At 71.9% G+C, this 21,148-nt stretch carries 14 protein-coding genes; 8 read left to right on the top strand and 6 right to left on the bottom strand.

The window, feature by feature from the left end:
- Window positions 1-28: 28 nt before the first annotated feature.
- Window positions 29-1,279 carry an MFS transporter gene (locus tag ACIBH1_RS02870; protein ID WP_397311841.1) on the bottom strand — a complete coding sequence of 417 codons (1,251 nt, stop codon included), beginning with the start codon at window positions 1,277-1,279 and terminating at the stop codon, window positions 29-31.
- A gap of 66 nt (window positions 1,280-1,345) precedes the next feature.
- A complete protein-coding gene (locus tag ACIBH1_RS02865; RefSeq protein WP_397311840.1) occupies window positions 1,346-2,176 on the bottom strand; it encodes a biotin--[acetyl-CoA-carboxylase] ligase in 831 nt (276 codons plus the stop codon).
- A gap of 64 nt (window positions 2,177-2,240) precedes the next feature.
- Here ACIBH1_RS02865 and ACIBH1_RS02860 point away from each other — a divergent pair, with 64 nt between their 5' ends.
- Together ACIBH1_RS02860 and fdhD are read left to right on the top strand one after the other, a co-directional pair.
- Window positions 2,241-4,445, top strand: coding sequence for an FdhF/YdeP family oxidoreductase (locus ACIBH1_RS02860; protein ID WP_397311839.1), 2,205 nt, complete (start codon window positions 2,241-2,243; stop codon window positions 4,443-4,445).
- Window positions 4,442-5,272: a formate dehydrogenase accessory sulfurtransferase FdhD gene (fdhD, locus tag ACIBH1_RS02855; RefSeq protein ID WP_397311838.1), complete on the top strand. Its 831-nt coding sequence runs from the start codon at window positions 4,442-4,444 to the stop codon at window positions 5,270-5,272. Before ACIBH1_RS02860 ends, fdhD begins: the two co-directional genes overlap by 4 nt.
- Here fdhD and ACIBH1_RS02850 read toward each other — a convergent pair.
- Both ACIBH1_RS02850 and ACIBH1_RS02845 read right to left on the bottom strand, forming a co-directional pair.
- Window positions 5,259-7,211, bottom strand: coding sequence for a hypothetical protein (locus ACIBH1_RS02850; protein ID WP_397311837.1), 1,953 nt, complete (start codon window positions 7,209-7,211; stop codon window positions 5,259-5,261). The two genes, fdhD and ACIBH1_RS02850, sit on opposite strands and share 14 nt — an antisense overlap.
- A gap of 44 nt (window positions 7,212-7,255) precedes the next feature.
- Complete coding sequence (locus ACIBH1_RS02845; RefSeq protein WP_397311836.1) at window positions 7,256-8,296, bottom strand: ROK family protein; 1,041 nt, start codon at window positions 8,294-8,296, stop codon at window positions 7,256-7,258.
- Between the two features lie 50 nt (window positions 8,297-8,346).
- Between ACIBH1_RS02845 and xylA the strand changes: the two genes are divergently transcribed.
- Both xylA and ACIBH1_RS02835 read left to right on the top strand, forming a co-directional pair.
- On the top strand, window positions 8,347-9,501 hold the full coding sequence (gene xylA / locus ACIBH1_RS02840; protein WP_397311835.1) for a xylose isomerase: 1,155 nt from the start codon (window positions 8,347-8,349) through the stop codon (window positions 9,499-9,501).
- A gap of 64 nt (window positions 9,502-9,565) precedes the next feature.
- The gene (locus ACIBH1_RS02835; protein ID WP_397311834.1) at window positions 9,566-10,963 is read left to right on the top strand and encodes a xylulokinase; all 1,398 of its coding nucleotides are present in this window, start codon (window positions 9,566-9,568) and stop codon (window positions 10,961-10,963) included.
- On the opposite strand, the gene ACIBH1_RS02830 is transcribed toward ACIBH1_RS02835, so the two are convergent.
- Entirely contained in the window at window positions 10,947-13,673 is a 2,727-nt protein-coding gene (locus tag ACIBH1_RS02830) for an ATP-binding protein (protein ID WP_397311833.1), read from the bottom strand. The genes ACIBH1_RS02835 and ACIBH1_RS02830 overlap by 17 nt on opposite strands.
- 165 nt (window positions 13,674-13,838) lie before the next feature.
- Here ACIBH1_RS02830 and ACIBH1_RS02825 point away from each other — a divergent pair, with 165 nt between their 5' ends.
- Window positions 13,839-14,915: an epoxide hydrolase family protein gene (locus ACIBH1_RS02825; RefSeq protein ID WP_397311832.1), complete on the top strand. Its 1,077-nt coding sequence runs from the start codon at window positions 13,839-13,841 to the stop codon at window positions 14,913-14,915.
- A gap of 25 nt (window positions 14,916-14,940) precedes the next feature.
- Entirely contained in the window at window positions 14,941-16,023 is a 1,083-nt protein-coding gene (locus ACIBH1_RS02820; protein ID WP_397311831.1) for an epoxide hydrolase family protein, read from the top strand.
- Here the strand turns inward: ACIBH1_RS02820 and ACIBH1_RS02815 are convergent.
- The gene (locus tag ACIBH1_RS02815; protein ID WP_397311830.1) at window positions 16,010-18,787 is read right to left on the bottom strand and encodes an AAA family ATPase; all 2,778 of its coding nucleotides are present in this window, start codon (window positions 18,785-18,787) and stop codon (window positions 16,010-16,012) included. The genes ACIBH1_RS02820 and ACIBH1_RS02815 overlap by 14 nt on opposite strands.
- 162 nt (window positions 18,788-18,949) lie before the next feature.
- Here ACIBH1_RS02815 and ACIBH1_RS02810 point away from each other — a divergent pair, with 162 nt between their 5' ends.
- Both ACIBH1_RS02810 and ACIBH1_RS02805 read left to right on the top strand, forming a co-directional pair.
- Window positions 18,950-19,792, top strand: a complete 843-nt coding sequence (locus ACIBH1_RS02810; RefSeq protein WP_397311829.1) for an NAD(P)H-binding protein — start codon at window positions 18,950-18,952, stop codon at window positions 19,790-19,792.
- Between the two features lie 47 nt (window positions 19,793-19,839).
- Window positions 19,840-20,967, top strand: a complete 1,128-nt coding sequence (locus tag ACIBH1_RS02805) for an epoxide hydrolase family protein (RefSeq protein WP_397311828.1) — start codon at window positions 19,840-19,842, stop codon at window positions 20,965-20,967.
- Window positions 20,968-21,148: the final 181 nt, after the last annotated feature.

Genomic DNA, 21,148 nt, shown 5'->3' with positions numbered 1-21,148 from the left:
CCGCGTCCCGCGACCTGGATGACCGGCGTCACTGCACGCTCTTGATCGGCGCCACGGTGGCCGCGGCGATCAGGCCGGTGACCAGGACGAGCACCATCAGGGTCGGGTAGCCGAACGCCTCGATGACGATACCGCCGATGAGCCCGGTGGCGGCGTAGGGCAGCACGTTGGCGATGCCGATGACGCCCAGGTCCTTGCCGCGGTCCTCGGGCCTGGGCAGCACCTGGGTGATGAGGGCCTGGTCCACGGCCGCGTAGGCGCCGTAGCCGATGCCCAGCAGCAGCGCGCCGACCATGGTGGCCTCGAAGACGGGGACGAAGCCGAAGATCAGCCCGGTGGCGCCCTGGAGGGCGGAGGCGATCCACACCATGCGCTTGCGCTTGAGTGTGCGGTCGGAGATGCGCCCGGCGGGGATGGCGACGGCGCACACGCCGGCGGCGTAGATGGCGGTGAGGATGAAGGTGCCGATCTCCGGGTCCGGATATTTCAGGAAATCCTGCAGGTAGTAGAAGAGGAACACCTGGGCCAGCGCGTTGGAGAGCTGGATGAAGAAGCGCCCCGACCAGGCCCAGGCGAAGTCCGCGTGCCGCAGCGGCGCCACGATGCCCCTGAGGAAGTCGCCCGCCGAGGCGCGCGGCCTCTCATGCGGGTGCAGCCGCGTCCCGCGCGTGCCCAGGCCGTACGGCAGGGCCAGCACCAACAGCAGCCCCGCCAGCGCCAGGTAGCCGGGCAGCACGTCGGTGACGACCAGCGCCACCAGCGCGACGCCGACGAGCGGCCCGGCGGAGACCGAGATGCCCATGAACGCCGAGACGAACGCCCGCTGGTTGACCGGGACCTCGTCGGGCACGGCCGCCGAGAGCGCGGCGGTCATGGCCGAGATGCCGGCGTTGGCCAGCCCCCAGACCGCCACGAACGCCAGGGCGCCGGTCACCAGCCCCTGGCCCGCCAGCGCCAGCGCCGCGACGACCGCCCCGGCCAGCACCCAGATCTGGCGCCTGCCCCGCGCGGCCGTCGTGCGGTCGGAGAGCATGCCCACGAGCAGGACCACCACGACCGTGACGAGCGCCGAGATCCCGGTCGCCCAGGCGATCTGGGAGACCTTGCCACCGTCGCCGAACAGCTCGTCGGCCTGCTTGGGCAGGACGATCTGGGCGATGCCGTAGTAGGCGGCGTACATGCCGAACAGCGCCGCGGTCCAGGCGGCGATCCACCCTCCCCTGACCGGGCGCTCGGGCTCGGCGAGGGCGGAGGGGGCTAACGGGCCGGTTGTGTCCATGGGGGCTCCAGATGATCGCTCCGTTGGGAGCAATCATGACGGAGCCTCACACTCACGACCAGACGGTCACCGGACGTGAACGACGTCTCCCGCGCTCAGCGTGTGCTTGTCGTCGACCTCGAGATGGCCGTTGCGGTCGACCCCGGTGGCCACGCCGGTCAGCATGCGCTCGCCGGGCAGCTCCACGCGGATCTCGCGGCCGATCGTGGCGCTGACCGCCTGGTAGGCGGCGCGCAGCCCGGACCGGTCGGCGTCGCCCTCGGCAGCCACCCACTCGCGGTAGTGCGCCTCGACCTCACGCAGGATCTCCCTGAGCAGCGGCTCGCGGTCGAGCCCCGAGGTGCGCTCGCGGTCGAGCTTGCGCCCTGCCAGCTCGATGCCGAGCGAGGTCGCGGTCGGCACGGGCAGCTCGTTCTCGCGCATCGACACGTTGAGCCCCATGCCCACGATCACGGCGTCGTCGGAGCGCTCGGCCAGGATGCCGGCCAGCTTGCGATCGCCGACGAGCAGGTCGTTGGGCCACTTCAGGCGCACGTCGAGCTCGGCCAGCCGGCGCACCGCCGAGGCCGCCGCCACGCCGAACAGCAGCGGCAGCCACCCCTGACGCTGGGGGGGCACGCGCGGGCGCAGCAGCACCGAGAACGCCAGGCCGGAGCGCGGTGGAGCGGTCCAGGTGCGCCCCAGCCGCCCCTTGCCGGCGAACTGCATCTCCGCGACCAGCACCATGCCCTCCGGCGAGCCGCCGCGCGCCGACTGCATGAGATCGGAGTTGGTCGAAGCCGTCCGGTCCACCACCGTCAGGCCGGTCCACAGGCCGCCGGGGCGGATGAGGGCGCGCGTCAGGGCCGCCTGCGACAGCGGCGGCCGGTCGAGATCGGTGTAGCGGGAGTCGGACACGTTTCAACCTTAGGGTGCCGGAGGCGTTGTCGCCCCGGCTCGGCACGCGAGAGAAGATGGTTATGTGAGCAAACGTCCTGATCCGCGCAACTGGGCCTCGTGGCGACCTTTCGGCCTGGGCCTGCGCAAACCCAACAACTACCTGGAGCTCTGGAAGGCCTTCAAGGCCGTCAAGGGCAACAGGAGATTCGCCTGGCGCATCCTCAACCAGGGCACCTGCGACGGGTGCGCGCTCGGCACGATGGGCATGCGCGACTGGACCATGGACGAGATCCACCTGTGCAACATCCGGCTGCGCCTGCTGCCGCTGAACACCATGCCTGCGCTCGACCACCGCCTCCTGGCCGACGTCTCCGGGCTGGCCGGCAAGAAGTCGGCGGAGCTGCGCGACCTGGGGCGCCTGCCGTACCCCATGATCAGGCGCGCGGGCGAGCCGGGCTTCACCCGGCTGTCGTGGGAGCAGGCCCTGCGCGTGGCCGCCGACGGCCTGCGCGGTGCGCGCTTCGGCGCCTACCTGACCAGCCGCGGCATGCCGAACGAGAACTACTTCGCCGCGCAGAAGGCCGTGCGCGCGATGGGCACCAACAACATCGACAACGCCGCGCGCATCTGCCACTCGCCCTCGACCGTGGCGCTGAAGCAGACCATCGGCGCCGCCGCGACGACCTGCTCCTACACCGACTGGATCGGCTCCGACCTGATCGTCTTCATCGGCTCGAACCCGTCGAACAACCAGCCGGTGGCGATGAAGTACCTCTTCCACGCCAAGAAGGCCGGCACCAGGATCGCGATGGTCAACAGCTATCGCGAGCCGGGCATGGAGAAGTACTGGGTGCCGTCGAACGCGGAGTCGGCGCTGTTCGGCACCAAGATCACCGATGAGTTCTTCGGCGTCAACGTCGGCGGCGACATCGGCTTCCTCAACGGCGTGCTGAAGCACCTCGTCGAGAACGACTGGATCGACAAGGCCTTCGTCGACTCCCGCACCAGCGGTTTCGAGTCCGTACGGCAGGCGCTGGCCGAGCAGAGCTGGGAGGAGCTCGAAGCGCTGTCGGGCTCCACCCGGGCCGAGATGCTGCACCTGGCCAGGCTTCTCGGCGAGGCGAAGTCGGCCGTCTTCGTCTGGTCGATGGGCATCACCCAGCACTCCTTCGGCGAGGACAACGTGCGGTCCATCGTCAACCTGGCGCTGGCCCGCGGGTTCGTGGGGCGCGACCGGTGCGGGCTGATGCCCATCCGCGGGCACAGCGGCGTCCAGGGCGGGGCGGAGATGGGCGCCTACGCCACCGGGCTGCCGGGCGGGTTGCCGATCACTCCCGAGAACGCCGCGAAGTTCTCCGGTCTGTGGGGATTCGAGGTCCCCGGCTCCCCCGGCCTGACCGCGACCGAGATGATCGACGCCGCCCACACCGGCGAGCTCGACGCCCTCGTCTCCAGCGGCGGCAACTTCCTCGAGGTGCTGCCCGACCCCGCCTACTGCCGCGAGGCCCTGTCCAGGCTCGGGCTGCGCGTCCACATCGACATCGTGCTCAGCTCCCAGATGCTGGTCCCGAGTGAGGGCGAGGTGCTGCTGCTGCCCGCCCAGACCCGCTACGAGATGGTCGGCGGCGTCACCGAGACCTCCACCGAGCGGCGCGTCATCTTCTCCCCCGAGATCGAGGGCCCGCGCGTCGGCGAGGCCTGGCCCGAGTGGAAGATCTTCACCGAGCTCGCCTCGCTCGTGCGGCCCGACGCCGACCTGCGCTACACCGGCACCCCGCAGATCCGCGACGACATCGAACGCGCCGTCCCGTTCTACGAGGGCATCTCCGCCCTGCGGAAGTTCGGCGACAACGTGCAGTACGGCGGGCGGCACCTGTTCGCCGACGGCCGCTTCCAGACGCCCGACGGGCTCGGCCGCTTCTCCGCCGTGCCGGTGCCAGAGCTGCGGCGCCCCGACGGCGCCTTCTCCGTGGCCACCCGGCGCGGCAAGCAGTTCAACAGCATGGTCCACGAGCGCCTCGACGGCTTCAACGGCGCCACCCGCGAGGCCGTCCTGATCAGCCCCTACGACGCCGACCGTCTCGGCCTGCCCGACGGCTCTCCCGTCGAGCTGTCGAACGGCGCGCGCACCTTCACCGGCCGCATCCTGCGCGCCCCTCTGGTGCCCGGCAACCTGCAGATCCACTGGCCCGAGGGCAACGTGCTGCTCGACGAGGCGCGCCGCTCCCCCGACGCCAAGATCCCCGACTACAACGCCGTCGTCACCCTGCGGAAGCTCTCGCCGTGACCGTCCGCCCCGGTCCCACGACCCGCACCCGCGTGCTGGCCCTGTCCGGCCAGAGCGCCCGCGACCGCCGCGACGACCTGGCCACCGAGGAGCCCCTGGAGATCCGCCTGGCCAGCCCCCCGGAACGCCGCACCGTGGCCATCACGATGCGCACCCCCGGCCACGACTTCGAGCTGGCCGCCGGGTTCCTGCACGGCGAGGGCCTCGCGGGCGACATCGAGGCGATCGCCTACTGCACCGACGACGACGTGCCGCCCGAGGCCCGCTACAACACCGTCACCGTCCGCGTCCCCGGCCCGCTCCCCGAGTTGCCGGCCCTCGAACGCCACTTCCTCACCTCCAGCGCATGCGGCGTCTGCGGCTCTGCCAGCCTCGAAGCGCTCCACCACCGCTGCGTCAGGCTCGACTCCTCCCTGCGGGTCACCGCCGCCACGCTCTACGGGCTGCCCGGCAAGCTCCGCCAGGCCCAGGGCGTCTTCGGCAGGACCGGCGGGCTGCACGGCGCGGGACTCTTCACCGCGCAGGGCGAGCTCCTGACCGTGCGCGAAGACGTCGGCAGACACAACGCGGTCGACAAGGTGGTCGGCTGGGCGGCGCTCCAGCATGTGCTGCCGCTCTCCGACCACGTGCTGATGGTCAGCGGGCGCAGCAGCTACGAGATCATGCAGAAGGCGCTGGCCGCCGGGATCGCCATGGTCTGCGCGGTCTCCGCGCCCAGTTCCCTGGCGGTGGAGCTGGCCAGGGAGTTCGGCATGACGCTCGTCGGCTTCCTGCGCGACGAGCGGTGCAACGTCTACGCGGGGGCCGAACGGGTCACCGTACCTTGACGGCGTCGGCGACCGGGCGGGCCGCGACATGGCCCGCGTCTCCGTTGTAGAGCGCCCGCCAGGTGCCGGAGCGCACGGCCATGAGAGCCTTGCGGAACACCCCTGAGTCGGAGCTGGTCACGGTGGCCACGGTCCGGTAGGACGAGCCGCCCGCGGGACGGAACTGGATGACGACCCTGCCGCGCTTGAGCGGTCCTCCGACCGTCATGAGCCTGCCGCTCACGGCGATGCTCTTCCACCTGCGCACCGGCTCGGGGCTGGCGTTGAAGCCGGAGATGCCGGTGGTCAGCTTCACCGTGAGGGGTGCGGAGCTCAGGGAGTGCGTCAGCGCCCCCGGGTCGGTCGCGGTGACGCTGATCCGGTAGCCGGTTCTCGCGGAGGCGGGGACGAGGCACCTGCCGCGGTAACGACCCGTCGCGACCTTGGTCAGGGTGCTGCCCTTGCTTGAGCACGTCACCCTGGCGACCGGGCCGGCGACCACGGCGTCCACGGTGACCCAGGTGCCGTCAGCGTCCACGACGACCGAAGCGGGCGGCCTCACCGAGGTCACCTTGGCCTCGGAAGCAGGCAGGGCCTTGAGCTCCTGGAACTGTGCGCCGCCCTGACGGCTGAGCGTGTCGGTGATCACCGGGTAGAGCCGCCAGCCCTTGGCGCCCCGGGGGATGGTGAACTCCGTTCGGTAGAGGTCGCCGGAGACGCGCGTCATCGGCAGGTCGAGAGTGCTGTCGATGTCCTTCAGGTGGACGGACACGACCCCCTTGGGAGCCCACACCCTGGCCTCGATGACCGCCTTGTCCCCCCACTTCACCGCGGAGGGAACCTTGAATTCCGTCGCCCGTGGCCGGGTGCTCTGGGCGAGGTTCAGCACCTGATCCACCGAGGCTCGGCCCCCGGTCCTGTCCCACGCGTTGATCACCAGCTTCATCGAGCCGAAAAGATTGCTGGGCACGTCGAACGTCGCCTCGTAGACGCCGTCCTGCGGGGTGCCGGAGATCCGTCCCAGAACCGCGGTGTGGTCGTAGCCGTTGCCGTCGTAGTAGGTCGCCTGGATGTGGCTCACCCCGCCGGTGCTGGTGCTGGTGGCCCTGGTCCGCACGGTGATGGGCAGCCCCGGCTCTCTCGATCCGGTCACGACGGGCTCGTCGAAGACGGGTATGGCGACCGGCTCCGGCCTGACCAGCAGCGGGGCGGGGTACGTGTGGTTGGCCGTCGGGACGGCCTTGGCCCGAACATCGAACGTGACCGTGTACTCACCCGGCGCGGACGGCTTCCAGACGCCCCGGTACAGGCCGTCGCCCGCGCTGCCCTCCGCCAGTTCCAGATCCACGACCTTGGTGCCGATCCAGGCGTACACGACCAGGCCCTCCGGCCAGGCGGTTCGTATTCTCGCCTCCATCGTCACCTCACCGGGCATCGCGAGCTCGGTGGGCGTCACCCGGACATCCTCGATCGTCGGCGCGGCGTGCGGTGTCACGGTGATCCGGGTAAGCCGCGAGCCACTCATGCCGGTCGCATCGTAGGCCCAGACACGGAAGGCGGGCCGGCTGACCGTCAGGGTGGAGGGGGCGACGAGCTCCGCCTCGTAGGTGCCCGCGAAAGCGTCGCCGTCGATCCTGGTCGCGGAGACCGTGGGACCGAAGAGGCTGGCGGTCACCCTGGTCACCTCGACTTCGCTCTCCACCGTGAAGGTGAAGCGGAAACGTGCCTCGGATTCCACCTCGGCCGGGACCGAGACCTCGCCGATGACCGGGCGGACCAGCGTCGGCATCGGCGTCGGCGTCGGCGTCGGCGTCGGCGTCGGCGTCGGCGTCAGGGTGGAGACCGGACTGGGCGTCGGGGTGGCCTCTGCGGGCAGCGTCGGCGGATTCTCTGCCCACGCCGGGACGGCCGTCAACGATGCGACCATCACCATGACCGCGATCAGCGATCTCTTTCTCACCGGTCTCCCTCTCGCTCACGAAACAGGAAACCTTAAGGCGAACTTTAGAGTTGTTTGACCGTTTTGTCGGGATCGATGATCACCTGGCGGATCACATGGCCCGCCGCGCCCAGGATCGCCGCGTCGGAGCCCAGCTCCGACACCCCCAGCGACGGCGGTGTCCGCATCCCGCCGAGCCGGGCCGACAACACCCGCCCCACCGGCTCCTTCAACTGCGGGAAGAGCGGTGCGAAGACGCCGCCGAGGATGATCCTTCCCGGGTCCACCAGGTGCACCGCCGAGGCGAGTGCCAGCCCGAGCGCCTCCCCCGCCTGCTCCATGGACGAGGCCCCCTGCAGCGCCTCCTGCCCGGCGTACACCTCCAGGCAGCCCCGCGCGCCGCACCGGCAGCCGGGGCCGTCGGGGAAGACGACGACGTGCCCCAGTTCGCCCGCGAAGCCGTACGCCCCTCGGAACAGCGCGCCGTCGACGACCAGGCCGGCGCCGATGCCGATCTCGCCGGAGACGTAGAGGAAGTCGCGCGCCCCCGACCCGAACCACAACTCGCCGAGGGCGGCCAGGTTGGCCTCGTTGTCGACGGTCAGCGGCATCCCGAGGTCGACGTGCACGTCGTGCCAGCCGAGGTGGGGCGCGTGCCGCAGGACACCGTCGTGGACGGGGCCGGGGACGGCGAGCGCGGCTCCGGCGATGGACAGGCCGCTCTCGGCGACGGCCGCCTCGGCGAGGTCCCTCAGGTCGGCGAGGGCGCTGCCGGGGCGGGAGCCGCGGTTGTCGACGTGCACCTGGCGGCGCAGGCGCACCTCGCCGGTCAGGTCCACGACGCACACGGCCAGGTAGTCGACGTTGACCTCGAGCCCGAGGGCCGCCACACGATCGCCGCTGAGCCGTACCTCGACGCCGGGGCGGCCGCGTTCGCCGTCGCGCTGGGCGCCGCTCTCGACCGCGAGCCCCGCCTCGATGAGGTCGCCGACCAGCTTGGAGCAGGTGGTCTTGGTCAGTCCGGTGAGCTCGCTGAGGGCGGCGCGCGTGAGCGGTCCGCGGCGGTGGATCTCACCCAGCACCAAGGCCAGATTGCTGGCTCGCATCGAGTCGTGTCTTGACGGCTTCATCGTCACCTTCCAATATTAAGTGCATTATGTGGACTAATTCTCTGACCCCTCGCCCAGAAGACCGCTTCACCTTCGGACTGTGGACCGTGGGCTGGCCGGCCCGCGACCCCTTCGGCGACGCCACCCGCCCCGCGCTCGACCCGGTCGAGACGCTGCACCGCCTGGCCGAGCTGGGCGCCTACGGCGTGAACTACCACGACGACGACCTGCTCGCCGTCGAGTCCGACCGCGACCTGGCGATCGCCAACTTCACCAAGGGCCTGGCCGACACCGGCCTGAAGTGTCCCTCCGCCACCACCAACCTCTTCACCCACCCCGTCTTCAAGGACGGCGCGTTCACCAGCAACGACCGCGACGTGCGCCGCTACGCCCTGCGCAAGGTCAAGCGCAACCTCGACCTGGCCGCCCAGCTCGGCGCCGACACCTACATCTGCTGGGGCGGCCGCGAGGGCGCCGAGTCCGACGCCGCCAAGGACGTGCGCGCCGCGCTCGACCGCTACAAGGAGGCCTTCGACATTCTCGGGCAATACGTGCTCGACCAGGGATACAACCTGCGCTTCGCGATCGAGCCCAAGCCCAACGAGCCGCGCGGCGACATCCTCCTGCCGACCATCGGCCACGCCCTGGCCTTCATCCAGGAGCTGGAGCACCCCGAGCTCGTCGGGCTCAACCCCGAGGTCGGGCACGAGCAGATGGCCGGGCTCAACTTCGTGCACGGCATCTCCCAGGCGCTCTGGCAGGACAAGCTCTTCCACATCGACCTCAACGGCCAGCACGGGCCGAAGTACGACCAGGACCTGATCTTCGGCCACGGCGACGTCAAGAGCGCCTTCTTCCTCGTCGACCTGCTGGAGAACGGCGGCTACGAGGGCGTGCGGCACTTCGACTACAAGCCGCTGCGCACCGAGGACGTCGGCGACGTGTGGGACTCGGCCGCGGCCAACATGCGGACCTACCTGATCCTCAAGGAGAAGGCCAAGCAGTACCGCGCCGACCCCGAGGTGCAGGAGGCCCTGGCCGCCTCGCGCGTGCCCGACCTGACGATCCCCACCCTCGGACGCGGCGAGACGCTGGCCTCGCTCGACGGCGACGACTTCGACATCGACGCCGTGGCCGCGCGCGGCTTCCACTTCACCCGGCTCAACCAGCTCGCCCTCGAGCACCTGCTGGGCGTCCGATGACCGAGCTTGCCGAGGTCATCAATCAGCACAGCGACCCTGTCGCGAGGCCGACGAAGGAGGCCTCGTGACCCTGGTGGCCGGGGTCGACTCCTCCACGCAGAGCTGCAAGGTCGTCGTCCGCGACGCCGACACCGGCGCGCTGGTACGGCAGGGCCGGGCCGCTCACCCGGAGGGCACGTCGGTGCATCCGCGCCACTGGTGGACGGCCTTCCTGGAGGCGGTACGGCAGGCGGGCGGGCTCGATGACGTGGCGGCGATCTCCGTGGCCGGGCAGCAGCACGGCATGGTCTGCCTCGACGCCTCCGGCGAGGTCGTCCGCGACGCCCTGCTCTGGAACGACACCCGCTCGGCCCAGGCGGCCACCGATCTGGTCGCCGAGCTGGGCGGCCCCCAGGCCTGGGCGGACGCGGTCGGCAGCGTGCCGGTGGCGTCTTTCACCGTGACCAAGCTGCGGTGGCTGGCCGAGCACGAACCGGACAACGCCCGGCGCACCGCCGCGGTGTGCCTGCCGCACGACTGGCTGACCTGGCGCCTGGCCGGGGCCCTGGAGGCGGGCACGCTGACCGAGGACGCTCCCGCGCTGCCGCTGGAGCGCCTGACCACCGACCGGGGCGACGCCTCGGGCACCGGCTACTGGTCGCCGATCACCGGGGAGTACCGGACCGACCTGCTGAAGGCGGCCTTCGGCCGGGTGCCGCACCTTCCGGCGGTGCTCGGCCCGCGGGCCGAGGCCGCCTCGCGGGTGGCCCCCGGCACCGGCGACAACATGGCCGCCGCGCTCGGGGTGGGCGCCAGGCCGGGCGACGTGATCGTCTCCATCGGCACCTCGGGCACCGCCTTCGCGGTCTCCGACGGGCCCAGCCGCGACCCGAGCGGAGCCGTGGCGGGCTTCGCCGACGCGACGGGGCGGTTCCTGCCGCTGGTCTGCACGCTCAACGCGGCCAGGGTGCTCGACGCCGCGGCGGCCATGCTGGGCGTCGGTCTCGACGAGGTGAGCGAGCTGGCCCTGCAGGCACCGCCGGGCGCCGACGGCCTGGTGCTGGTGCCGTACCTGGAAGGAGAGCGCACCCCGAACCTGCCCGACGCGACGGGCACCCTGCACGGCCTGACCCTGAGGACCTCGGCTCCCGCGCATCTGGCGCGCGCGGCCGTCGAGGGGCTGCTGTGTCATCTGGCCGACGCTCTGGACGCCCTGGGCCAGCAGCCGGAACGGGTGCTGCTGATCGGCGGCGGCGCCAGGGCCAGGGCCGTGCGCGAGCTGGCCCCGTCCGTCCTCGGGCGCCCGGTGATCGTGCCGGAGCCCGGGGAGTACGTGGCCGACGGCGCCGCCAGGCAGGCGGCCTGGCTGCTGGGCGGCCAGGCCGAGCCCCCGGAGTGGGAGCAGGGCGGGTCGGAGCGTTACGAGGGGCGCCCCGAGCCCGCCGTGCGCGAGCGCTACGCGTCGGTCACCGCACCTCGCTGAGCTCACCCCGGGAGGAGACGCCGAGCTTGGGATAGGCCTTGTAGAGGTGGTAGGCGACCGTCTTCGGGCTCAGGAACAGCTGGGCGGCGATGTCGCGGTTGGACATGCCCTGCGCGGCCAGCCGGACGATCTGCAGTTCCTGCGGCGTGAGGTCGGCGAACAGGTCGGTGGCCCCGCGCGGGGCGACGGCGCCGGTCGCCGCGAGCTCGGCGCGGGCACGCTGGGCCCACGGCGCCGCGCCGAGCGCCGTGAAGGCCTCGAGCGCGGCCTCCAGGTGCCCGCGGGCCTGGCTCTTGCGGCGGCCACGCCGCAGCCATTCGCCGTAGAGCAGGCGGGTGCGGGCGTGCTCGAACTGGCGGCTGTCGGCGTCGTGCAGCGCCAGCGCCTCCAGGTACAGCCGCTCGGCCTCGTCGTCGGGGCTCCGCAGCGCCAGGCAGCGCCGTTCGAGCGCGTCGAGCGAGGGCTGGTTCATCCGGCGCGCGTAGCCGGCGAAGCGGGAGTACGGCTCGGCGGCCAGCTCCGGCCTGCCCGCGCGGACCGCGGCCTCGACGTGGTCGGTGAGGCTGCGCACGCCGGGGATCAGATGCCGCCTGCGCCCGCGCGCCATCTCCTCGAACCTGGTCAGCGCCGCCTCCATGCGGCCGAGGCTGAGGTCGAGCATGGCCCGGCCCCACTGCGCCCAGACGATGCCCACGGAACCGGCGCCCGCGGTGGCCCCGCTGAGCGCCTCCTCCACGTGCGCCAGGCAGTTCTCCTCCGCGCCCTGGACGGCGGCGATGTAGGCGGTCACGCCGTTGATGTGGTTGAGCCACTGGAGCTGGCCGGTGTCGCGGGCGACGCCGCTCGCCTCCGCGAGGTGCACGTGCACCTCGCGGTGACGGCCGAGGAACAGCTCGGCCTCGGCCAGGTAGGCGAGCCCGGGGGCGAGCCAGGTGATGGTGCCCTGGGCGCGGCTCTGCTCGACGAGGGTCGAGGCCATCTCCCTGGAGGGCTCGTCCTGGGCGACGAGCAGCGCGCAGCCGGCCGCCGAGACCAGGCCGCGCTGGCCGCCCGCGCCGCTGGCCCCGCGGGCGGCGTCCATGAGCCCGGCGATCGGCGGGAAGTCGGCGGTGTCGCGTTCCAGCGCCATGGCGGTGTCCCAGCGCAGCAGCCACACCAGCGCCAGCAGCGGGTCGTCGGGGTCGAGGGCCAGGGTGGCGAGCCGGTCGATGCTGGCGCCCAGCAGTTCCGCGTCGAGCGGCAGGAACCAGGCGCAGTGCAGCGCCTCCATCAGCATCCAGAAGGCCCGCTGGGGGGCGAGCTCGGCGATGGATCTGGCGCCCTCGGCGAGGATGTCGTGGGCGACGCGCAGCTCGCCCTGGGCCAGGCCGCCGATCGCGCGGATCTGGTCGAGCCTGGCGATGAGCACGGGGTCGGACGTGCGCTCTCGCGCCTGCTGGGCCAGGCCGCCGGCCCGGCCGAACGCGCCGTGGGCCACGGCGGCCTCCGCGGCGAACGTCAGGCGGCGGCCGATCGCGCCGTGGTCGGTGCCGAGCTGCGCCGCCCGCTCGTAGGCGGCCGCGGCCGCCGCGTGGCCGATGCGGGCGGCGGCTCTGGCGGCGGTCTTCTCCAGTTCGACGGCGACCCGCTCGTCGGGTCCCGTCGCGGCTAACGCCAGATGCCAGGCGCGCCGGTCGGCGTGCTCCGGTGCTTCGAGCGCCTCCGCGAGCGCCGCGTGCACGGCCAGCCGCGCGCTCGTGGTGGCGCCGTGGTAGGTCGCCGCCCGGATCAGGGGATGGCGGAAGATGAGCTGCTGGGCGGCGTCGATGCTCACCAGCCCGCGTTCCTCCGCCGGGTGCAGGTCGGCGACCCCGGCCCCGAGCCTGCCCGCCGCGCGCAGGAGCACCGACAGGTCGCCGGTGCCGCCCGCGGCGGCGACGAGCATGAGCGTGCCCGTGGCCTCGGGCAGGCTGCGGACCTGCTGGTGGAAGGCCTCTCGCACGCGGCCGGTGAGCTGGACGGGACGGACCAGGTAGGAGTCTCTGGCGAAGTCGGTGGCCAGGAGCGCGGGCAGCTCGATGAGCGCCAGCGGGTTGCCCTCGGTCTCGCTGTGGATGCGCGCCGCGAGCGCCGCGCCGACCTTGGTGCCCTGGGCCTCCAGGAGGTCGGCCGCCGACCGGGGGTCGAGGCCTTCCAGCCGCATCGAGGCCAGGCCTCGCACGGGAGCCTCGTGGCCGGTCTCGCGGCGGGCGAAGATCAGGACGATGCCCTCGCCCTCGAGCCGCCTGGCCGCGAACAACAACGCCTCGGACGAGGCCTGGTCCAGCCACTGGGCGTCGTCGACGAGGCAGAGCAGCGGTGACTCCTCGGCCAGCTCCGACAGCAGGGTCAGCACCGCCAGACCCACCAGGAAGGGGTCGCCGGCGCCTTCCGGCGCCAGCCCGAAGGCGCCGAGCAGGGCGGTGCCCAGCCGTTCCGGCAGCTTGTCGGCGTACGGCAGCAGCGGCTTGAGCAGCAGGTGCAGCGCGGCGTACGGCAGCTCGGTCTCCGACTCGATCGCCGTGCCGCGCAGGACGCGCATGCCTGTCGCGGCCTGGGCCGCGTAGTCGAGCAGGGCCGTCTTGCCGATGCCGGGCTGACCGATGATCACCAGGGCCGAGCTCTCACCGCCCCGGGCACGGTCCAGCATGCCGGTCAAGGCTGTCATCTCTTCGTCCCGCCCGAACAGCATGCCGATAACTGTACTGAACACCCACATTTCTGGCGCTGACGTTACCTATGCGCTCCTGATTCGGCCGCCCGCCGTTCCTCCTAGCGTCAGTGGTGCCCCTCCAGATAGTGGAATAGATGATTCCGTTCTGGTACTATGGAAGCAACGCAGACGAAGGAGCAGGGCATGATCCATCCCTTCCGCATAGAGGTCCCGCAGGCCGAGCTCGACGAGGTCCAGGCGAGACTGGCGGCGACGCGCTTCACCGACGAACTGCCGGAATCCGGCGAGGACTACGGCGTCAGCGTGGGTCGCGTCCAGCGCATGGTCGAGCACTGGCGCACCCGGTTCGACTGGCGGGCCCTGGAGGCCAGGCTCAACGCCCACCCCCAGTTCACGACCGAGATCGACGGCCAGAACATCCACTTCATCCACGTGCGCTCCGAGAACCCCGAGGCGCTGCCGCTCATCCTCACCCACGGCTGGCCGGGCACGGTGATGGAGTACGTCGACGTCATCGAGCCGCTCTCGCGGGACTTCCACCTGGTCATCCCGTCGGTGCCGGGCTTCGGCTTCTCCGGCCCGACCAGGGACAAGGGCTGGAACCACATCCGCGTCGCCCGGGCCTGGGCGGAGCTGATGAGCCGGCTCGGATACGAGCGCTACGGCGCCGTCGGCAACGACGGCGGCTCGATCGTCTCCCCGACCGTCGGCCGGGTCGACCCCGAGCACGTCGTCGGCGTCCACGTCACCCAGGTCTTCTCCTTCCCCTCCGGCGACCCCGCCGAGTTCGAGGGCCTGAGCGAGGAGGACCAGACCAGGCTCCAGTTCCTCCAGTGGTTCTGGGAGAACATGGGCGCCTACGACAAGATGCAGTCGCAGGCGCCACAGACCCTGGCGCACGCCCTGGCCGACTCCCCCGCCGGGCTGCTCGGCTGGATGGGCCAGCTGCTGGGCGAGGAACTGGGCCTCGACTGGGTGGTCTCCAACATCGCCATCCACTGGTTCTTCCGCACCGCCGCCTCCTCGGCGCGCTTCTACTACGAGAACACCCGCGCCGAGCCCTTCACCGAGCCAACCACCGTCCCGATCGGCCTGGCCAACTTCGCCAACGACTTCCAGTCCATCCGCCGCTTCGCCGAGCGCGACCACAAGGCCATCGCCCAGTGGAACTTCTACGACGTCGGCGGCCACTACGCCGCCCATGAGGTGCCGGAGATCTTCGCCCAGGACGTGAAGACCTTCTTCGCCGGCCTGAAGTAATCACTTCCATCTGAGAGGACTCGCCATGAACCCGTTCCACATCGAGATCCCGCAGTCCGAGCTCGACTACCTGCAGCGTCGCCTGACCGACGTGCGCTGGCCCGCCCAGGTCGAAGGCGTGGACTGGGACCGGGGCGCGCCGCTGGACCACCTGAAGGAGCTCGTCGCTTACTGGAGCGACGGCTACGACTGGCGGGCCTGGGAGAAGCGGCTCAACAGCCACCCGCAGTTCACCACCGAGATCGACGGCCAGAACATCCACTTCATCCACGTGCGCTCCGAGAACCCCGAGGCGCTGCCGCTGCTGCTCGCGCACGGCTGGCCCGGCTCGGTGGTGGAGTTCCTCGACGTGATCGAGCCGCTGTCGGCCGACTTCCACCTGGTCATCCCGTCGCACCCCAACTTCGGCTTCTCCGGTCCCGCGGGGGCGGGCTGGGACAGCTTCCGCATCGCCAAGGCCTACGCCGAGCTGATGAACCGCCTCGGATACGAGCGCTTCGGCGCCCAGGGCGGCGACTACGGCGCCTTCATCGCCCCCGACCTGGGCAGGGTCGCCCCCGACCGGGTCGTCGGCGTGCACGTCAACGCCGCCACCATGGGCTTCATCCCGTTCCAGGGCCCCGGCGACGCCGTCCTCACCGAGAGCGAGCAGGTCAGGCTCGCCCGGATGAACGACTACATGAACAACGGCAACGGCTACTTCCAGATCCAGGCCACCAAGCCGCACACGCTCGGCTGCGCCCTCGCCGACTCGCCCGTGGGCCAGCTGGCCTGGGTCGCCGAGAAGTTCCACGACTGGGCCGAGCCGGTCGGCTCCATCGACAAGGAGCACGTGATCACCCACGCGATGATCTACTGGCTCACCAACACCGGCTCCTCGTCGGCGCAGATGTACTACGAGAGCATGCACAGCTCCAACTGGCCCTACAACTCCGGCGTGCCGACCGCCGTGGCCAACTTCGCCCAGGACATCGCCATCAGGCAGTTCTCCGAGGAGGCCAACACCATCGTGCGGTGGAACGAGTTCGACCAGGGCGGCCACTTCGCCGCGCTGGAGGCGCCCGAGCTGTTCGTGCGCGACGTGCGGGAGTTCTTCACCTCTCTCTGAGCTCGTTCCGCGAGGAGATGCCCAGCTTGGGATAGGCCTTGTAGAGGTGGTAGGCCACCGTCTTGGGGCTCAGGAACAGCTGGGCGGCGATGTCGCGGTTGGACAGGCCCCGAGCCGCCAGCCGGACGATCTGCAGCTCCTGCGGCGTGAGGCCGTCGAGGGGCTCGCCGGGCGCCGGGGGCCCGCCCGGCGCGGCCCCGCCGGCCTCCAGCTCGGCGCGGGCCCGCGCGGCCCATGGCACCGCTCCCAGCCATTCGAAACTCTCCAGGCCCGCCTGCAACTGCAGGCGGGCCTCCGCCTTTCTGCGGGCCCTGCGCAACCACTCGCCGTACAGCAGCCTGGTGCGTGCCTGCTCGAAGACGCCGTTGTCCAGGCGCAGCGCGGCCTCGTAGTGCGCCTCGTCGTCACGCGCCAGGGCCAGGCAGCGGTGCAGCAGCGCGTCGAGCGAGGGCCGGCCCATCCGCTCGGCGTACTCGGAGAAGCGGGCCAGCGACGGGCCGACGAGCTCGCGATGCCCGCCCCTGACGGCGGCCTCCAGCAGGTCCGGCAGGCAGCGCATGCCGGGCAGCAGGTGGCTGCGGGTGCCCCCGGCCATCTCGCGCAGCCGTAGCAGCGCCGCCTCGACCCTGCCCTGACCCAGGTCCAGCAGCGCCAGCGCCCACTGCGCCCACATGATCCCCACCGAGCCCGCCGCCGAGCTGGCCCCGGTCAGAGCCTCGGCCGCGTGACGACGGCACTCCTCCGCCTCGCCCCTGATCGCCGCCAGGTACGCCAGGGCGCCGCCGATGTGGTTGTCCCACTGGCGCTGCCCGGTGTCGCGCACCACCCTGCGCGCCTCGGCCAGGTGCTCGCACGCCTCGCGGGTCCTGCCCAGAAGCAGCTCCGCCTCGGCCAGGATGGTCAGCCCCGGCACCAGCCAGGTGATCGCCCCCTTGTGGCGGCTGCGCTCCACCATCGACGCCGCCAGCTCGCGCGCGGCCTGCTCGTGGCCGATCATCAGCGCGCATCCCGCGACCAGCACCAGGCCGCGCAGCCCCTCCCGCGCGCCCGCCTCCCGGGCCGGCGCCATGATCTCGGCCAGCGGCGGATACCCGCGCGTCGAGCGCCCCAGCAGCGGCGCGGTGTCCCAGCGCATCAGCCACACCAGCGACAGGTACGGCTCGCCCGCCGCATGACCGAGCTCGGCGAGACGATCGAGGCCCGCGCCCATCAGCCCCGTGTCGAGCGGGAGGAACCAGGCGCAGTACAGCGCCTCCATGGCCATCCAGAAGGCCCGCTCCCGGTCCGACTCGCCGATCGAGGCGGCGGCGCCGAGCAGGATGTCGTAGGCGGTGCGCAGCTCCCCCGCCGCCAGGGCGCCGGCCGCCCTGATCTGGTCCAGGCGGGCCAGCAGCAGCGGGTCGCCGGTGCCTTCGCGGGTCAGCGCCGCCAGCCGTACCGCCCGCTCCAGCTGCCCGCCGGCCAGGGCCGACTCCGCGGCCAGCGTCAGCCGCCTGCTCCTGGCGCCGTCCTCCACCGACAACTGCGCCGCCCGCTCGTAGGCCGCGGCCGCCGCGACGTGACCGATGCGCGCCGCCGCCCTGGCCGCCGTGCGCTCCAGCTCGGCCGCCACCTGCTCGTCCGGGCCCGCCACCGCCGTCGCGCGATGCCAGGCCCGCCGGTCGGCGTCGCCGTCGCCGTCGAGCGCCGCCGCCAGCGCTGCATGGGCGGCCACGCGGGCATGAAGCGGGGCGCCGTGGTAGGTCGCCGACCTGATCAGCGGGTGGCGGAAGGCCACCCCGCCACCGACGGCCGTCACCAGGCGCGCGTCGAGAGCCGGTTGCAGGTCCGCCACCGTGACGCCCAGCTCGGGACCCGCCTTCATGATCACTTCCAGGCGGCCGGTCGTGTCGGCGGCCACGAGCAGCAGCGCCTGCTGGGTCGCCCGCGGCAACACCCTGACCTGCTGGTGGAAGGCCTCCTGCACGCGTCCCGTCAGCGGGACCGGCCCGACCTGGAACGGCGTCTCGACGGCCGGCCGCGCCGACAGCTCGATCAGCGCCAGCGGGTTGCCCGCCGACTCCGCGATGAGCTGCTCGCCGGCCGGCGCACCCCTGTCGGCCAGGAGCCTCACGGCCGAAGGCCGATCGAGACCTTCGAGCCGCAGGTACGGCAGGCCGTCGGCGGCGAAAGCGTCGCGGGCGGCGATGAGCATCACCACGCCCTCACCCTCCAGGCGGCGGGCGGCGAAGGTGAGCGCCTGGGCGGAGGCCTGGTCGAGCCAGTGCGCGTCGTCCACGAGGCACAGCAGCGGGCGCTCCTCGGCGACCTCCGACAACAACGTCAGTACGGCGAGGCCGACGAGCAGCGGATCACCCGCCACCTCGTCGGGGAGCTTGGTCGGGCCCCCGGGCCTCAGCCCGTCGGGTGCGGCGCTCGGGGGCCCGTTCCTCGCCTCGTCGGGTGCGGCGCCCGGGGGCCCGGCCCCCAGTCCGAAGGCACCCCTGAGCGCCGCCCCCTGGCGCGGCGGCAGCCGGCCGGCGTACCCCATCACCGGCCTGAGCAGCAGATGCAACCCCGCGAACGGCAACTCGGCCTCCGACTCGACCGCCGTGCACCGCAGAATCCGCACCCCCTCGGCCACGGCATCCGCATAGTCGAGCAGCGCCGTCTTCCCGATGCCCGGATCCCCCCGGATCACCAGGCACCCGCTGCTCGACTCGGCCACCGCCCCGGCCAGCAGCCCGTCGATGCGTGCCTGCTCAGCGGAACGCCCCCGCAACATGCCGCCGACGCTAGTCACCCCCGCTGGACGAATGCTGATGCGCTACTGATTCGCCGCTGGATCCCAGCGAAATAGCGTGAGGGACACCCCTGGCAAATGAGGAACGAACCTTTCCGCATTACTTCCTACTGTGGTGCTCTACCTCGAAGAAGGGACTCGCACATGATCCTCGTGACCGCCTCCACCGCCCCCGTCGGCCGCTCCATCGTCGAGCAGCTCGTCGAAGCCGGCGCCCCCGTCCGGGCCCTCACCCGCGACCCCGCCAACTCCGGCCTGCCCGCCTCCGCCGACGTGGTCGCCGGCGACCTCGGCGACCCCGAATCCCTCGCCGCCGCCTTCCAGGGCGTCACCGCCGTCTTCCTGCTGGCCGTCGTGCCCGGCTTCGCCCCCGCCTTCCTCAAGGCCGCGCGCGAGGCGGGAGTGCGCCGGATCGTGTTCCAGTCCAGCGGCGCCGTCGTCGACGGCGCCGACCCCCAGCCCGACGACGTGGCCGCCTTCCACCACGACCTCGAACAGCAGATCCGCTCCTCGGGCCTCAGCTGGACCTTCCTGCGCCTCGACATCGGCTCCGCCGACCCGCTCCAGTGGGCCTACGACGTGCCAGGCCAGCTCAAGGCGGGCGACGTCGTCCGCGGGCCGTACGCCGCCGCCTCCACCTCGCCCATCCACTCGGCCGACTTCGCCGCCATCGCCATCGCCGCCCTCACCACCGACGCGCACGAAGGCCAGACCTACGACGTCACCGGCCCCGTCTCGCTCACGCACGCCGAGCAGATCGACCTGCTGGGCAAGGCCCTGGGCCGGCCCCTGCGCTACGAGGAACTCCCCGCCGAGCAGGCCCGCGCCGCCATGAGCCCCTACGCGCCGGCCGACGTGCTCTTCGCCGCCTGGGAACGCCACCTCGACGGGCCCGCGCGCGTGACCGACACCATCGAGCGCATCACCGGCCGCCCGGCCCGCACCCCCGAGCAGTGGGCCGCCGACTACGCCCGCGCCGTGTCGTAACGCGGCACCCCACTCGACGTTCACCACCCCAGAGGAGAACTTCCGACATGACCACCGACGCCCTGACCCCGTTCGCCATCGACGTGCCCCAGGCCGACCTCGACGACCTCAAGGAACGGCTCAGCCGTACCCGCTGGCCCGCGGAGATCCCCGGCCAGGGCTGGCAACGCGGGGTGCCGCTCGACTTCCTGCGCGACCTCGTCGCCTACTGGGCCGACGGCTACTCATGGCGCGCCCAGGAAGCGTCGCTCAACACCCACCCGCAGCTCATGACCACGGTAGACGGGCAGCCGATCCACCTGTTCCACATCCGCTCGTCGTCGCCCGACGCGCTGCCCCTCATCCTCACCCACGGCTGGCCCAGCTCCAACGTCGAGTTCATCAAGCTCGTCGACCTGCTGACCAAGGACTTCCACCTGGTCATGCCCTCCCTGCCCGGATACGGCTGGTCCACCCCGGTACGGGAGGAGGGGTGGGGGAACATCTTCCGCGTCGCGGGCGCGTGGGCCACCATCATGGGCAGGCTCGGGTACACGAAGTACGGCGTGCACGGCACGGACGTGGGGTCGGGAGTCGCGGGGCTGCTTCCCATGGTCGCCCCGGAGGCCGTCGTCGGCGTCCACGTCTCCGGGCCCACCCCCATGCCGTTCGGCCCGCCCATCGACCCCACCGGGCTGTCGCCCGAGGACCAGGTGCGCGCCGCCCGCTTCAACACCTTCCGGTCGGAGGGGGCGGGATATCTGCACATCATGTCGACGCGGCCGCAGACGCTGGGGTACTCGCTGCACGACTCGCCCGTCGGGCAGCTGGCGTGGATGGTGGAGAAGTACCGGGAGTGGTCGCACGACCTCTCCGCCATCGACCGGGACCAGCTGCTGACCAACGTGACGCTGACCTGGTTCAACGGGGTGGGGGCCAGCTCGTCGCACATGGTGTACGAGGGCATGCAGGCATGGAAGGCCATGGCGTCGTCATCGCACGAGCCAACGAACTACGCGCCGCAGGGGCCGCCCACGGGAGTGGCGGTCTTCGCCGCCGACAACAGCATCCGCTCGGCCGTCGGGCCCGCGGGGGCTGCCGAGCACTGGTCCGAGTTCGACCGCGGGGGCCACTTCCCGGCCATGGAGGCGCCCGACCTGCTCGCCGAGGACCTGCGAGCATTCTTCCGCCCCTGACCTCCTCCCAAGGCATGAGCCTCCATGTCGAGGCGCTTCGCGCCAACCGGGGTCGGGCTCCCCTCCTTTGGGGGGCCGGCCCCCGGACCCCCGGTCGTCGCCGTGGGTGGAGGAATCGTGGTCTCGATGCGCCCAGGCGAAGCTTGCGTGTGGGTAAGTGGGGTGCTTAGACGTAGAGGGT

The organism is Nonomuraea sp. NPDC050663 (assembly GCF_044456985.1).
In the GTDB taxonomy this organism is placed as follows: Bacteria; Actinomycetota; Actinomycetes; order Streptosporangiales; family Streptosporangiaceae; genus Nonomuraea.
The sequence above is the reverse complement of the archived record's forward strand: the minus strand, read 5'-3'. Positions and strand labels throughout refer to the sequence as shown.